This window comes from Tenacibaculum sp. Bg11-29 (assembly GCF_002836595.1).
In the GTDB taxonomy this organism is placed as follows: Bacteria; Bacteroidota; Bacteroidia; order Flavobacteriales; family Flavobacteriaceae; genus Polaribacter.
In genome coordinates this window covers 1,718,488-1,733,077 of the sequence record NZ_PJBB01000003.1, presented here as the reverse complement: position 1 = coordinate 1,733,077, position 14,590 = coordinate 1,718,488, and the positions used below count along the sequence as shown (strand labels likewise).

Here is a 14,590-nt window from a genome sequence, read left to right as displayed (position 1 = left end):
TAAAACTAATCTTTACTTTGTTTTTTTATTAACTACATATACTGCATATAAAATACTAACAGTTGCTTTAGTTAACCAAAAACGTTTCCATTTACCTTCTGAAAAATTAATCGTATTTACTATTTCAAAGTCTCCTGAAAACAAGGCTCCTCCACTATTTACTACTATTGAAAATAATGCGACAAAAACTAAAAAAGGAACACCAACTTTAAGTACATTGACCCAAAAACTTCCTTTCTTTATCTTTTTAAGTAAACTCATTTATTTTAGTTTTTCGTTGTTGTGATGACGATCGTGATCACGTTTTGTTTTTATATCTAATTTTTTATCAAAAGCTTCTTGAAGATTTATGCCTGTTTGATTTGCTAAACACAGTACTACAAACATAACATCGGCAAGTTCTTCTCCTAAATCTTTGTTTTTGTCACTCTCTTTTTCGCTCTGCTCTCCATAACGTCGAGCAATAATTCGCGCAACTTCTCCTACTTCTTCTGTTAATTGTGCCATGTTTGTTAATTCGTTAAAATAACGAACTCCATGGTTTTTTATCCAATTATCAACTTCTTTTTGAGCGTTTTGTATATCCATTTTTATTCCTATGTTTAAAATTCAAATATAAATATTTCTTTTGGGCTAATTTATTCGCCAAGGCGGATTTTTTCTATTCTTGCCTGCTTTAAACAAAATAATTTTATTGCCATCAGGATCTAACAAATGTGCTTCTCTCCATAACCATGTTTCATCTTTTGGTAATTGAGAAAACACAATTCCTTTATCTTGAAGTTCTTCAACTAATTTATCTAAATTTTCATCTTCAAAATATACTTTAATACAATCGCCTTTTGGTAATTCATCTACTTTATGAACAGAAAAAGTAGCATCACCATCTGGTACTTCAAAGCGAACATATCTAGGGCTTGCATCTACAATAAGATGCAAACCTAGTTTTATATAAAATATTGTTGATTCTTCTACATTTAAAGACGGGATTGTAATTTGATTTAAATTCATTTTTTTACCTTTTCTTGCTTAACAACTCTTGTTAAGATAAATAAAAAGAATAAGCCTATTACTGATATTAAGGTTACAATCCACCATGTTTTATCAAAGCCTAAAGCAGCTACCATTTGCATTCCTGAGTTGTGCCCAAAAATATGGGCTAAAGAAAATGCAATACTATAATATGCCATATACTCTCCTTGATTTCCTTTTTTAGCTCTCTCCATTACAAAGGCATTCGAAAACGGAAAAGCAATCATTTCTCCTATCGTCATAAATAACATTCCTACAATTAAAATACCTACCCAACCAGTTAAGTTTAATACTAAAAAACTTATTCCTGTTAAAAACAAACCAACGAACATTAAGCGTTCTTTTGAGTACTTACTTTCTTCTAACCATTTTATTAATGGCATTTCTAATAAGAAAATTAAAAATCCGTTTAATCCCATTAGTAAACCAATTTCTAGTTCCGATAAATGGTGTGCATCTTTATAATACAATGGTATTGTTGAAAAATATTGCAAGAACACAAATCCAAAAATAAACATCGCAACAAAAAACACCCAAAATGCCTTATCTGAAAATACAGAAACTGGATTCTCTACTTTTACCTCATCTAATACTTTCGCTTTTTTAGGATTCAATACTTTTACGAGTAATAATGTAGCTAAAATACAGGTAATACCATCTACCCAAAACAACCCACCATAACTTAACGAGGTTATGATAATCCCTCCTACTGCTGGCCCTGCAGAAAAACCTAAATTAATTGCTAAACGTATAAGTGTTACCGAACGTGTTTTATTTTCTGGTTTACTATAAGCACTTAAAGCCACAAACATTGCTGGTCTAAAAGTATCCGCCACCAACATTACTAAAAATATACCAATACAAAACCCGTAAAACGTAGTTACAAATTGTAACGCAATAAATAACAATCCTGTTAAGAACAAACTTGTTTTCATTACTTTATACGACCCTATTTTATCGGTTAACCTTCCTCCTAACCAAGATCCTAATACCGACCCTGCTCCGAAACAGCTCATAATCCAACCTACATCTTTTAAACTAAAATCTAAATCTTTGGTTAAATACAACGACAAAAACGGAATTACCATTGTACCTGCTCTATTTATTAATGTGATTAGAGCCAACCACCATACTTCTTTCGAGAGACCTTTAAAAGTATCTAAATAATTAAAATATAGTTTTTTCATAATATGTGTGGTTTAGTGGTTTTGAGTTTGATCTAAAAATAAAAAGCCCGACTGTGAAGTCGGGCTTTTTATAATTGATATATTTTATATTTAAATAATCATAATACATAAATAGCCCGACATGTACCGTATCTCACGGTCCATTTACATTGCTTATATGTATTAAAAATTGTCATTTTATCTTAATTGAAGTTGTAAACTTATAAAAAAAACATATACGCCTAACATTAAGGAATATATAAATTCATTTTTATACTCATTCTAAACAAGCGTAATCTCAATTTAGGTGCAACTTATTTGGCATAATCGATAAGAAAACTTTTTTAAAGAAACATTTAATCCATTCATCGATACAAAAAGGTTATTCAACTTTTAAAAAAATATTTTCTTTATTACTCAGGTATCTTTGGAGTATAAATGAAACATAAAGTAAATCTCTTCTAGCAAAAACAGAGGTCACTAAAAAGAAACATTTTTTAAAAAGGAGTATCAATATTTAAAAACCTTTGTGTAAAAAATTATTAAATCGCTAAACCTACTATTTTACGATTTTATACAAATTATTTTAATTAGCTAGTATCGTTTTTAAATGAAACTAGCATTATATTAAAAAGAATCCCCATTCTTTATCTTATTAGGTGCGAATGTAAACTGAGTAATTTTAGCTTGCATTCGTTACCTCTCCTTTATGTTATAAAATACACTCTCTACTAATTAACTCAACTTTATCTATCAATCTCAAATCTATTAAAAGGTTAAACATTACTTTATTTTAAAAAAGCTGTTATGCTTTTTAATAACGCTGGTCGTTTATATTCATTTTTGGTTCTTTACGTTAACCCAATAAAAAATTCTAGGTTCTAGTAACAAATAATATTTGATAGCATCTAAATAATTACCTATAAAACTATTTTTAAAATTTTTAAAAATTGCTTTAAAAGCTACATTTAATCCGTTTATCTATACAAAAAAGCCTCTCATCTTTAATATAAGTTTTTATTTAGGTTGTTGTAATATCTTTGAAGTATAAATGAAACATAAAGTAAATCTTGCCAAACAGATAAAGATCACTAAAAAGAAACATTTATTATAAAAACCTTTTGTGCAATTATATTTTATTGAATCGCTAAACATACTACTTTTCGATTTTATACAAAATTGGTTTACTTGGCGTAGCATCATTTTCAAATGGAGCTATCATTAAGTTTAAAAAATAACCCCGCCTTTTATATCATTAGGTACCAATGTAAACTCAGTAATTGTAGCTTACATTCGTAACCTTTCCTTAGTATTCCAAAAAGCATTATGTGCTAATAATTCATCTTTTCTTTACCTACTAATCACAAATCTATAAATAGATTTTAAATATTACTCTTTTAAAGAAAAGCAGTTCCTTTTCTAATAATCATACTGATTTACATACAAACTTTTCTTTATAAAGATAAGAACTCACACCTCTCCTACAAAACATAAAAAACTAATAAACAACACTTTAAACACCATTCCTTTTAAATTTAAAAACTGGTTTAATGGCTACATTTAATCCATTTATCTATACAAAAAAGCCTCTCATCTTTAATATAAGTTTTTATTTAGGTTGTTGTAATATCTTTGAAGTATAAATGAAACATAAAGTAAATCTTGCCAAACAGATAAAGATCACTAAAAAGAAACATTTATTATAAAAACCTTTTGTACAATTATATTTTATTAAATCGCTAAACCTACTACTTTTCGATTTTATACAAAATTGGTTTACTTGGCGTAGCATCGTTTTCAAATGGAGCTATCATTAAGTTTAAAAAATAATCCCCGTCTTTTATTTCATTAGGTACGAATGTAAACTCAGTAATTGTAGCTTGCATTCGTAACCTACCCTTAGTATTCCAAAAAGCATTGTGGGCTAATAATCCACCCTCATCTTTTTCTTGATCTACCGAAGGTAAATCTATTAATAAATGCTCAACATTACTTTCTTTTAAAAATATAGCTGCGGCTTCTAATAAATATGGCGGATTTGTATTTGAATATTTCGCCGATATTTTATTATCTGAATTTGGTAAAGTTCTAATTACTATTGCTTCTACACTCTTACCATTTAAAGCTTTTTCTAGTTGTTCTTTGGTAATAACAAAATCTCCATTTTTTAACTCTTTAGGCGTAATTGTTACCACCTCAGCTAAAAAGAAAAATCTATTTAAATTTTTATTAACAGAATACACTTCTTTGGTAATATGACCAACACACTCGGTATGTGTTATATGCGCATGCGGATTGAATGATATATTATTAAAATTAACATCTGCTCCTTCTGCTACACTACCTACCCAATCTCCTGACGTAACAGGTGAAATCTTTGGATCCTCTAAATACCATGCATTTACATTTTCTTTTGAAACATCTATTGCTATAGAAATATCTAAGGGTTTAGATAAATCTATTTGATATTTTTTTGATTTGTGTTGTATCTCTGCAATCATATTTTATTATTTAACTATAAATAATTCTGAAGCTAAACCATCTGCTAAAAACTTTCCTTTTGGAGTGGTTTTTAATACTCTATCTTCATTATATTTCGATAAAGAAGATACAGATTGCTTCGTTTCTCTCGCAATAACGAGTAAACCTTCATCTATAAACTTCTTTGACGAAATTACTAATTGTTCTCTAAATTCTTCAGCTACTTTATTTAATGAAACGCCCCAAATAGTTCGCAAACCAGTCATTAAATATTCATTAAACTGATCTTCTTTTGTTAGTTCTTCACTTTCATTCGGTAAATTACCTTCTTGAAGCTCTTTTATATATTTTGCGTTATTCGCTATATTCCAACTACGATGTGTTTTACTAAACGAATGTGCCGACGGACCAATACCGATGTACTTTTTACCCAACCAATAACTTGTATTATGTTTTGAAAAATAATCAGGCTTTCCAAAATTTGATATCTCGTAATGTACAAATCCGTTTTTAGCGGTTTCTGCTACCAAAATATCAAAATGCTCTTTTGCTTCGGTTTCATCTGGTGCGGGATATTTTCCGTTTTTCACAAAACTATCTAGTACCGTTTTAGGTTCAACTGTTAAGGCATAACTTGAAATATGATTCACGCCAAAATCAAACGCTATTTGTAAGTTCTCTTTCCAACGTTTGTTACTCATATTCGGAACACCATAAATTAAATCCACCGTAATATTATCAAAATAGCGAGTCGCCATAGACAAACATTCTTTTGCTTCTCTTGAATTATGCGCACGATTCATACTTTTTAAATCTTCTTCAAAAAAAGATTGTACACCAATACTTAATCTATTAATTGGTGATTTTGCTAATTCTAAAATTTTAGCTTCAGATAAATCATCTGGATTCGCTTCTAAAGTAATCTCAGGGTTTTCAATTACGGTATAATTCTGATGAATTGCTTTTAATAACGTTTCTATTTCTTCTTTTGACAGTAAAGAAGGTGTTCCTCCCCCGAAATAAATAGTTTCTATGGTTTCGTTTACTAATTCTTCTTTACGTAGCTCCAGCTCTTTTACCATGCACAACACCAACTCATCTTTCTTCTTTAAAGATGTTGAGAAGTGGAAATCGCAATAAAAACATGCTTGCTTGCAAAACGGTATGTGTAAATAGATTCCTGCCAAATTAGTTTAGTAAGTTTTTATCTTTTTTATAATGATAAATAAATTGCTCTACGTTTTCTTGTTCTGACGGTCTATTTCTCATTGAAAAAGACGCCCTATAATTAATATCTATTTTTTTTATTAATTCAGGTTTATGTTCTTCAATTCTTTTATAAACAAGGTCTACATCAATTAAAGTTGTCATATACTCGTAATTTTGTTTTTCTAAATCAATAAAAAAACCTGTAGTGGAAAAAGCGGGAAAGTTTCTTATTAATTTTAATATATTTTGAAAGCTTTTAGTATTATTATCGATGTATTTATTAAATGAATCTTTATCATTCTCTTCCCATAAAGACATCATCATTTTATAATGGGAATGCTCTTTTGTTAAATCGTAAAAAAAAGGAATAGGTTTGCCTAAATATTCTTCTTTTGTTTTACGTACAATCAACTTCTCTAATTCCTTTTTAATTGCTGTTTTTAATTCAATTGTCCTTGTAAAATAACACAAGTGGTAAAGACTTAACTTTTTTGCTAATTCAATAATACCTTCACTATTATTATTTTTATCTAAAATAGAAGCAATTAACTCTATCATTTTTAATAAGTAGGTCGACCCAAAAATATCTTTTTCTGTCTTTGGAAATAAATTTAAATTTGAAAATATGAAATCATAGAAAAACATATGATTTATACTATCTTCAATTATTAAGTCTTCTATAACACTGTAAAAACGATGAGCTTCTAAATTATATTTATCTCTCAAATCAATAAGAGCACTTTCTAACTCTTTTTCATTTTTATCAATTAGATATTGAAGTATTTTCCTGTTTTTTACAACAGAAACTTTTCCCTCCATATGATATGAAAAATATTTCTCAAAATGTTCTATAGAATTTACCCTTAAACCTTTTTGTCTTAATTTAACATAATCTACGTTTTTCTCCAGCCTTTGCTCTAATAAATCATCATATTCATCTGGAAATAATAACCTTATAATATTATTAGATTCTCCTGTGAGTATTTCATAGCTGTCTCCCAGACCCCCAGCTTCTCCAAAAAAATCAACAATTGTTATTGTTTTTTTCTCTGAATTAAGAAAATTATATTTTTTTATATAATTAAAAACATTGCTATATTTTACTTTTAGATACTCAATCCAAAGTAAATCTCTTAGATTAACTTCTTCGCCTATTGCAAAAGCACTCACAAAAAAACTATTAAGAACCCTTATTATTTCTCTACCGTTATTAAAATACGATACTCTAAAATCTCTTCCAATTTCTTTAAATTCTTCTTTTTTACTATCTAAGAAACCTAAATTTTTAATTATTATTTCAAGTTTTGTTTTGAAAAACTCTTTAAAATCTGTAGTTTCAATTTTTGGTAAATGAATTGGAATATTAATTATCTTTTCCAAAAACAACTCACCATCTTCACTACCTTCTCCATAACGTTGCCCAATTGCTTTAGCAACATGATCTTTATCTAAGGCTATGATATACACAAAATTACTAAAGTTGGCATTTAATTTTATCAGCTTTAAAATAGTATATATTTCTTCTTTATCAAGACGATCAATATCATCTATAAATACGACAATTTTATATTTAGAATTCTTTAGTTTAGTATTTATTGCTTCAATTAACTTATCTAAAGTTATATCCTTTTTCTTAAAAACATTTGCTAAAGAATAGATTATTCTTGTAGCTAATCCTACTTTTCCTTTTAGCTTTATTTTCTCTATGTAATTATAATACTCTGTTATTCTTTTAGCTATTTTTTGAACTTCAGTATCTTGTTCTACAAACATCATTTTTGAAAGCCCATTAAAAAAATCAAAAAGCATTCCATCTTCGGTACTATACCTCCAAGGATTAAAATGATATTTTAAAATTCCTTTTTGCCCTTCTACTTTTTCACCTAAATCAATTTGCTTTTCAACTAAATTTAAAAATGACGTTTTACCCTCACCCCATTTACCATAAATACCAATAGTTAAAGGTTCTGTATTATCTGAATTATTTTGAATTATCTTTTGAACTTTTTTAGCATAATGCCTAAAGTTGAAAAAGTCATCTTCATTTTTATCTATCGGGGAACTATTAATAAAACTCATCTTTTATCTATTTCTTAACTCTTTTTTCATTCTGCTTTACAAACGCTGCCCAACCTGTATAATTTTTACCGCCAACAACTCTACCTGAGTTGTAATGATGACAAACCGCTGCAGCTAAACCATCAGTTGCATCTAAGTTTTTAGGTAAGGTTTTTAAGTTTAATAACGATTTTAGCATTAACGCGACTTGTTCTTTACTAGATTTTCCGTTACCAGTAATTGCCATTTTTATTTTAAGTGGTGCATATTCTGTAACAGGAATATCACGTGATAATGCTGCTGCCATTGCCACACCTTGTGCACGCCCTAACTTTAGCATCGACTGTACGTTTTTACCAAAAAAAGGCGCTTCTAAAGCAACTTCATCTGGGTGATACGTATCTATTAATTCAATTGTACGCTCAAAAATTAATTTTAGTTTTATATAATGGTCGTCGTATTTTTTTAAAATCAATTCATTCATTTGAACGAATTCCATTTTTTTTCCTACAACTTTTATAATTCCAAACCCCATGATACTTGTACCTGGGTCAACACCTAATATGATTTTTTCTGTCTTCAAATTTTATTGTACTTTGTACAAACACAAAACTAATCAATTAAATCTTTTATGAGCGTATTTGGTTTACGTACTTCAAATCCTGCTTTTAACCGTTTCTTTTGGAAAAAACAATACAGTAGTAACTCTAAAGCAAAAATGTCAGTTGGTGGCATTATCTTAAAATCGCTTTTAATGTTATGTTTAGTTGTAGCTACAGCTTCTTATACTTGGCATTTGTTTTTTAACGCAGTAACTACTAAATGGTATACGGCTATCGGAATGTTTGTCGCTATTTTTTATAGTTTATTTATTTCTTTTAAACATAGTGCTGCTAAATACTTACTTCCTATCTATGCTTTAGCAAAAGGCTTTTTTTTAGGCGGAATTAGCGCTATTGCACATCAACGTTTTCCGAATTTACCTTTTCAAGCTATCGGAGTTACCTTGGTTACCTTTTTTGTTATGTTACTACTTTATAAATGGAAATTAATTCGTGTAACCAGAAAATTTAGAGCTATCATTATTACTGCCACAGCAAGTATTTTCATGTTTTATTTTATTGGATGGATTTTACGTTTTATAGGTATTAATGTTCCGTATTTATGGGGAACTTCTTGGTTTGCAATCGGGTTTAATGTTATTGCAGCAATTATTGCTTCTTTTAGTTTACTCCTCGATTTTTATTATATCGACAAGCAAGTTGGTCGCTACCCAAAGGAACGTGAATGGTTAGCTACTTGGGGATTATTAATTACCCTTGTTTGGTTGTATGTTGAAGTGTTACGATTAATGAAAAAATTAGCGATACGGTTTTAGTTTCATTCCGCAAAACCTAACTCTTATTCCAATAAATTACTTTCTTGTTACTTAATTAATAGTTAGCTCTTTTTTATTTCCTATTTTTCGAGAGTCTAATCAATAAAACTCACTATTATGGCAACCACTAAAATTTACAAAGGAACTCACTTTGGAAATGTTTCTAGCTCTACTAAAGCTAACACAAAAAAAACATTAAAAGAAAAGTCAGAGAGACCTTTGGCTCCTACCAATCTATCTGCTGTTGCAAATGGGACTGGAAACTCAACAAAAATAACTCTTGAGTGCACTATTTATGTATCTGAATCAAACATGCCTAAAAAAAATGGTAATGAAAACGATTATGCTAAAGAAATTGATTTTCAAATTTCTTATTCCGTTGACAATAACGATAAAGTAACAATCTATGTATCTAGAGATAATTCTTTTATTTCTTCATCTACTTTTTATGCCTATGTTGTACCTATTGGTTTCTCTCCTTCTGACATACCTAGATTAGGCGATAATTTTACTACAGTTGAAATTATTAATTGGGATGAAGATCCTGATGGTTCTCGAGGAACGGAGACAACAGTACAAAGACCTAGCTATTAGAAAACAAACAATATTAAAAAGAGTAGACCATTTTTTTAAGTAGTTTTGTATCCGACTAATCTTAAATAAATGACTGTTAAATACATTCAACTAGCTCTTCTACTCTTTTTTTATTCCCTATCTATTAAATCTCAAAAGAACAATTCTCAAAATTTTAAAAAATTAAAAGAAGAGATCACTAAGGTTTCAAATCAATTTGAATCTGATCTTCACTTTAAAAAGGCAAATATCTTTTTTGCCAAAAAAAAATGGGATTCCACGTTAATTTACACACAAAAACAACTTCTTGTAAGTAAAAATCAAACTCTAAAAAACTTCTCTCATTTTTTAAGAGGTTATAGTTTTGATAAAAAAAGAATATTTAAAGAAGCCGAAAACGAGTACAATCAAATTTCTAAAGAATTTAAACTATATGATTTGGTTGACACATATCTTGGATCATTAGCTTTAGAACAACGCAAATTTAAGAAAGCAATATCTCATTTTGAAGTTCTATTAGATTCTACTGAAAACGAATATAATATTAATAATAAAAGTTTTATAATTCATAACTTAGGACTATGCTATTTACATCTTAAGGAATTTGGAAAGGCAGAAAAATTCTTAAAAAAAAGTACAAACTTTCAAGAAATACAAAAAGACACCATTAAGCTAATCGGATGCTATGGGGATATGGCTACTTTACACTACGAACAGTATAAAGATAATTTAGCTATCCCTTATTTTGAAAAAGCTTATCAACTAGCAAAGCAAACAACTAATTTAGATTTAAAAAGATCTACTTCTAAAAATATGTCCGTTGTAGAAGAAAATCGTAAAAATTTTCAAAAAGCATTGATTTACAGGAAAGAAATGGAGCAATGGAAAGATTCTTTAAACGATCAAAATAGAATTTACGAAGTAGCTCAAAAAGAAAAAGAATTTGCTGTTAAGGAAAAACAAAAAGAGGTAAACATATTACAAGTTAAAAATGAACTACAAGCAACGCAACGTAACATCTTTTTATATGCTGCTATTGGTTTATTAGTACTTTTGGGTATTAGTTTTTATTTTTACAGAGAAAAAGTAAAACGAAATAAAATAATCGCCCTTCAAAAAGAAGATTTAGATATTTTAAACGCTACAAAAGACAAACTTTTCTCTATTGTTAGTCACGATTTACGTTCATCAGTAAATGCTTTAAAAACCAGTAATAGTGTTTTATTAGATAATTTAGCTTCTAAAAATATTGTCGCCCTCGGTAATTTATTGAAAAAAAATAGCGCTATTGTTAACGGAGCTTATGGTTTGTTAGATAATTTGTTGCATTGGGCATTGTCGCAAACCAAACAAGGGTATTTTGAAATAATGGCTACTCGTTTATTTTTTATGGTTGAGCAAATGGCATATAACTACAAACCATTAATGCTTGAGAAAAACATCCAGTTTGAAAACAAAGTACTAAAGAAAGCCATTGCTTTTGCCGATCAAGAATCATTAAAATTGATTATAAGAAACTTACTAGATAATGCCATAAAATTTTCTAATAAAGATGGAATCATCAAAGTATATTCAAGAAATGAGCAAGCAGATTATTGCGATTTAATTGTTGAAGATACAGGTATGGGAATGAGTAATAATACTCGTTTAAAACTTTTAGAAGATACATTACTTTTATCTAAAAAAGAACACGAAACAGTTATTGGAACCGGATTAGGATTGCAATTATGTAAAACAATGGTTAAAAAAAATAATGGTAAATTCTCTATAGAAAGTGAATTAGGCATAGGTACAAAAATGATTGTATCTTTACCTAAAAAACAAGATAATGGATAATGTTAATGTATTTATTATAGAAGACACACCTGCAGAAAGTGATCGTTTAATTAAAGTGCTAGAAGCCAACAATTATAACATTACAGGGGTTGCCCGAAATTTTAAAGAAGCATTAACTAAATTTTATCAAGTAAAGGTTGACATTGTTATTATAGATATTTTTTTAAATGGTGTCGCTGATGGTATTTCTTTTGCAGAAACAATTAGTATCATTCCTGAAGCGAGTAAACCTTTTGTTTTTTTAACGAGCTCAACAGATCGTGAAATTTTTAAAAGAGCAAAACTAACGCAACCTTTTAGTTATTTAATGAAACCTTTTAATGAACTAGAAGTACTATATGCCATAGAAATGGCAGTAGAAAAATTCTATGCGCAGACTGATGTTTTTTTAGATGACGAAGAAGATACTATTATAAGTGATGAATATTTATTTATAAAGAAAGGAAAATCTTTAAAAAAAGTAAGCATCTCTGATATTATTTATATTGAAGTAGAAGAAAAATATTGCAATATTATTACTGAAAAAGAAAAATTTGTAATCCTTATTTCATTAACAAAAATTCTAAAACTTTTAGATAACACTATATTTTATAGAACACACCGAAATTTTATTGTTAATATCGAAAAGATTATTGAAATTATTCCAGCAGATAATCTAATACTCTTACAAGGAAATTATAAAGCTACCCTTAGCGAAAAATATAAGAGTTTTTTAAAAAATGTACGTACCTTAAAATAAAAACGTTATCACGAGAAACGAAGTAATTTCTACACAACAAAACAAGAGCCTTAATAAATAGATTATTTCAATATATTGCATTTCTTTCGTACTAACGAAAGAACAATAAAAAACGTCATTACAAGGTACGAAGTAATCTTTCCAGAATAAAACAAGAGCCTTAATAAACAGATTACTGCAAGAATTTCTTTCCTTACAAGAACAGTTATAAAATCTCATACTCTTTTTTTCCTTTCTTATGGAAAAGAAGCTTCTCTTCGTTCCATTTTTTTTAATTCTCACCTATTCCTGAAGTAATTTTATATCAGAAATAAGACGCTAGCACATATTATTTCATTGTTTTTAAATAATTACAATTGTAGAAACCCAACCGTGTTTTCGGTAAATATTATAACTACACTTTACTATTTAACAACTAACCAAACTTATCTTTAAATGGAGCAGTAACCATTTTAAAAACGTGGCGGATTCCGAAAAGCCTTATGAGTAGGAAAACTAAAATTATTAATCATGTCAAAAACAATAAACATACTTAGCGTAATAGATGTAGAAACTATTTTACAACAAATACAAAACGGACGCTTAAAACCAGGAACTATGAGTAACCCAACTTATTTAGGTGCATGGAGTGCTTCTGATAATTATATATATATGATTACAGCCTTAGGTTTTATTGATACCGACTCAACCACTAGAGCGGGATCGGAATTAAGAGTAGATGCACGTATTGGAGATACCATTCAATGGGAATTAACATGTCCTGGTTCAGGATTACAACATAATGCTATTATAGCAAATGTTATTGTCGGAGATCAACCTTCTCCTCCTTCTTTAACACGTCCAGAAGAAAGATTAACCCTTAGAAAAATTTATGAACAAGCTAATAATGGCGGTTATCAATTAGTTCGTCAAAACGATTTTGTTTCAGATGTTTTAAATAACGGAATTACTCAATATTTTGTTGAATTTCAAATAATAAATACCACTGGTGAAAACCTAGGTTTCTTTAAATGGGATCCTTTTGTAAACGTAATGAGTGAAGATGCATATAAAGAAGCAAAAACTGCATTCTTAAAAAAGAAAGAAGCTGTATTAGCATAAAATCACCTCTTAAATTTAAACTAAAAAAACAAAATATTATGTCAACAACAATAAACACCGCAGTAGAAACAGTATATTTTAAAGGTACAATGGGCTTTGTTCCGAACCTTTTAGCAACGATCGTTAATTTTTCTTTATTAGTGCACCCAGAAGATCACACCGTAAGTGGAACTGTTACAATTAATGTAGGTACTGATAAAAAAACATACACAGGTAAAGTAACTGGAACTGTTTACTCAACTGGTTATAATGATATCGTTCGAGTACTAAGCTTAAATGGAAGTATTCCTTCTGATAACAAATTAACTCCACTTCAATTTCCTTTTGAAGCAAACATGGCCTTAAAAGCTGATTGGAGTGGTACTGGAGGTTTTTCTTTTCAAGGACAACACGAGGAAAAAGTACCTGTAACAGCAGATACCTTTAATTTATAAACCTAAAACAAAAGTTATGTCTACAAAAGTATTTCAATTATCAGCTTTAAGTCAAAATGATCCAGGAGCATCAGACGGGAGTGTATTAAGTTGTAAAATTATAGGAGTATGTAACGGAACATTACGTGAAGGCTCTTTTCCTGTAAATGAAAATGTTCAATTACCAATACCTCCAGGAGAAAATAAGTCAGCTCCAGCAACACCAACTTGGTTTTTAATACCAGAAAATGGTTTAGAAGGAAGTTTTACAATAGAGGTTTTTTCTCCAACAGATCCAACATACCCTAGTAAAACAATAGCTATTTCAGAAACAGATGTTAAAAACTGGGCTAAAGTGCCTTTTAATAACAGAGAAAATCAGATTTATCAAGACGGAGAATATGGTATTTTTGGCTTTGCTCAAGAAGGACCAATTTATACAATTACTGCAGGAGTTTTAAATCCTAGAAAAAACGGTAATTAATAACATGTGATAGTTCGTTTATATAATTTTAAACGTCATTTCAATTAAGGAATGATAAAAAATCAAATACTACTATTACAGTAAAAAACCTCAGATTTTAAAATCTGAGGTTTTTTTAAT

General features: G+C 29.0%; 15 protein-coding genes and 1 pseudogene. 7 read left to right on the top strand and 9 right to left on the bottom strand.

Annotation, left to right across the window (positions count from 1 at the left end; genetic code table 11):
* Nucleotides 1-12: 12 nt before the first annotated feature.
* The 9 genes and pseudogenes from CXF68_RS07810 to ruvC all read right to left on the bottom strand — a co-directional run bounded on the left by CXF68_RS07810 (nt 13) and on the right by ruvC (nt 8,529).
* A complete protein-coding gene (locus CXF68_RS07810) occupies nt 13-261 on the bottom strand; it encodes a hypothetical protein (RefSeq protein ID WP_101043827.1) in 249 nt (82 codons plus the stop codon).
* Nucleotides 262-588 carry a nucleotide pyrophosphohydrolase gene (locus CXF68_RS07805; RefSeq protein ID WP_028887855.1) on the bottom strand — a complete coding sequence of 109 codons (327 nt, stop codon included), beginning with the start codon at nt 586-588 and terminating at the stop codon, nt 262-264.
* 45 nt (nt 589-633) lie between these two features.
* Nucleotides 634-1,011, bottom strand: coding sequence for a VOC family protein (locus CXF68_RS07800; protein ID WP_101043826.1), 378 nt, complete (start codon nt 1,009-1,011; stop codon nt 634-636).
* Complete coding sequence (locus CXF68_RS07795; RefSeq protein WP_101043825.1) at nt 1,008-2,219, bottom strand: MFS transporter; 1,212 nt, start codon at nt 2,217-2,219, stop codon at nt 1,008-1,010. The genes CXF68_RS07800 and CXF68_RS07795 overlap by 4 nt, the downstream gene beginning before the upstream one ends.
* A gap of 1,135 nt (nt 2,220-3,354) precedes the next feature.
* Nucleotides 3,355-3,539, bottom strand: a pseudogene (locus CXF68_RS20960) (cyclase family protein); the annotation flags it as partial.
* Between the two features lie 407 nt (nt 3,540-3,946).
* Nucleotides 3,947-4,699, bottom strand: a complete 753-nt coding sequence (locus tag CXF68_RS07785) for a cyclase family protein (RefSeq protein ID WP_101043824.1) — start codon at nt 4,697-4,699, stop codon at nt 3,947-3,949.
* Nucleotides 4,700-4,705: 6 nt separating this feature from the next.
* Complete coding sequence (hemW, locus tag CXF68_RS07780) at nt 4,706-5,866, bottom strand: radical SAM family heme chaperone HemW (protein WP_101043823.1); 1,161 nt, start codon at nt 5,864-5,866, stop codon at nt 4,706-4,708.
* 1 nt (nt 5,867) lies between these two features.
* On the bottom strand, nt 5,868-7,967 hold the full coding sequence (locus CXF68_RS07775; protein WP_101043822.1) for a P-loop NTPase fold protein: 2,100 nt from the start codon (nt 7,965-7,967) through the stop codon (nt 5,868-5,870).
* Between the two features lie 7 nt (nt 7,968-7,974).
* Nucleotides 7,975-8,529: a crossover junction endodeoxyribonuclease RuvC gene (ruvC, locus tag CXF68_RS07770; RefSeq protein ID WP_101043821.1), complete on the bottom strand. Its 555-nt coding sequence runs from the start codon at nt 8,527-8,529 to the stop codon at nt 7,975-7,977.
* Nucleotides 8,530-8,577: 48 nt separating this feature from the next.
* Between ruvC and CXF68_RS07765 the strand changes: the two genes are divergently transcribed.
* The 7 genes from CXF68_RS07765 to CXF68_RS07735 all read left to right on the top strand — a co-directional run bounded on the left by CXF68_RS07765 (nt 8,578) and on the right by CXF68_RS07735 (nt 14,470).
* Complete coding sequence (locus tag CXF68_RS07765; RefSeq protein WP_101043820.1) at nt 8,578-9,324, top strand: Bax inhibitor-1/YccA family protein; 747 nt, start codon at nt 8,578-8,580, stop codon at nt 9,322-9,324.
* Between the two features lie 117 nt (nt 9,325-9,441).
* Nucleotides 9,442-9,918, top strand: a complete 477-nt coding sequence (locus tag CXF68_RS07760; RefSeq protein ID WP_101043819.1) for a hypothetical protein — start codon at nt 9,442-9,444, stop codon at nt 9,916-9,918.
* A 69-nt stretch (nt 9,919-9,987) separates the two neighbouring features.
* Nucleotides 9,988-11,733 carry an ATP-binding protein gene (locus CXF68_RS07755; protein ID WP_101043818.1) on the top strand — a complete coding sequence of 582 codons (1,746 nt, stop codon included), beginning with the start codon at nt 9,988-9,990 and terminating at the stop codon, nt 11,731-11,733.
* Nucleotides 11,726-12,472: a LytTR family DNA-binding domain-containing protein gene (locus tag CXF68_RS07750; protein WP_101043817.1), complete on the top strand. Its 747-nt coding sequence runs from the start codon at nt 11,726-11,728 to the stop codon at nt 12,470-12,472. The genes CXF68_RS07755 and CXF68_RS07750 overlap by 8 nt, the downstream gene beginning before the upstream one ends.
* Before the next feature lie 510 nt (nt 12,473-12,982).
* Nucleotides 12,983-13,573 carry an AidA/PixA family protein gene (locus CXF68_RS07745; RefSeq protein WP_101043816.1) on the top strand — a complete coding sequence of 197 codons (591 nt, stop codon included), beginning with the start codon at nt 12,983-12,985 and terminating at the stop codon, nt 13,571-13,573.
* A 38-nt stretch (nt 13,574-13,611) separates the two neighbouring features.
* Entirely contained in the window at nt 13,612-14,007 is a 396-nt protein-coding gene (locus tag CXF68_RS07740) for a DUF1842 domain-containing protein (protein ID WP_101043815.1), read from the top strand.
* A gap of 16 nt (nt 14,008-14,023) precedes the next feature.
* Entirely contained in the window at nt 14,024-14,470 is a 447-nt protein-coding gene (locus tag CXF68_RS07735; RefSeq protein ID WP_101043814.1) for a hypothetical protein, read from the top strand.
* Nucleotides 14,471-14,590: the final 120 nt, after the last annotated feature.

What these genes read in the sequence shown, in the direction of transcription:
- CXF68_RS07810 (WP_101043827.1), bottom strand. Translation starts at nt 261, where the DNA reads ATGAGTTTACTTAAAAAGATAAAGAAAGGAAGTTTTTGGGTCAATGTA.
- CXF68_RS07805 (WP_028887855.1), bottom strand. Translation starts at nt 588, where the DNA reads ATGGATATACAAAACGCTCAAAAAGAAGTTGATAATTGGATAAAAAAC.
- CXF68_RS07800 (WP_101043826.1), bottom strand. Translation starts at nt 1,011, where the DNA reads ATGAATTTAAATCAAATTACAATCCCGTCTTTAAATGTAGAAGAATCA.
- CXF68_RS07795 (WP_101043825.1), bottom strand. Translation starts at nt 2,219, where the DNA reads ATGAAAAAACTATATTTTAATTATTTAGATACTTTTAAAGGTCTCTCG.
- CXF68_RS07785 (WP_101043824.1), bottom strand. Translation starts at nt 4,699, where the DNA reads ATGATTGCAGAGATACAACACAAATCAAAAAAATATCAAATAGATTTA.
- CXF68_RS07775 (WP_101043822.1), bottom strand. Translation starts at nt 7,967, where the DNA reads ATGAGTTTTATTAATAGTTCCCCGATAGATAAAAATGAAGATGACTTT.
- CXF68_RS07765 (WP_101043820.1), top strand. Translation starts at nt 8,578, where the DNA reads ATGAGCGTATTTGGTTTACGTACTTCAAATCCTGCTTTTAACCGTTTC.
- CXF68_RS07760 (WP_101043819.1), top strand. Translation starts at nt 9,442, where the DNA reads ATGGCAACCACTAAAATTTACAAAGGAACTCACTTTGGAAATGTTTCT.
- CXF68_RS07755 (WP_101043818.1), top strand. Translation starts at nt 9,988, where the DNA reads ATGACTGTTAAATACATTCAACTAGCTCTTCTACTCTTTTTTTATTCC.
- CXF68_RS07750 (WP_101043817.1), top strand. Translation starts at nt 11,726, where the DNA reads ATGGATAATGTTAATGTATTTATTATAGAAGACACACCTGCAGAAAGT.
- CXF68_RS07745 (WP_101043816.1), top strand. Translation starts at nt 12,983, where the DNA reads ATGTCAAAAACAATAAACATACTTAGCGTAATAGATGTAGAAACTATT.
- CXF68_RS07740 (WP_101043815.1), top strand. Translation starts at nt 13,612, where the DNA reads ATGTCAACAACAATAAACACCGCAGTAGAAACAGTATATTTTAAAGGT.
- CXF68_RS07735 (WP_101043814.1), top strand. Translation starts at nt 14,024, where the DNA reads ATGTCTACAAAAGTATTTCAATTATCAGCTTTAAGTCAAAATGATCCA.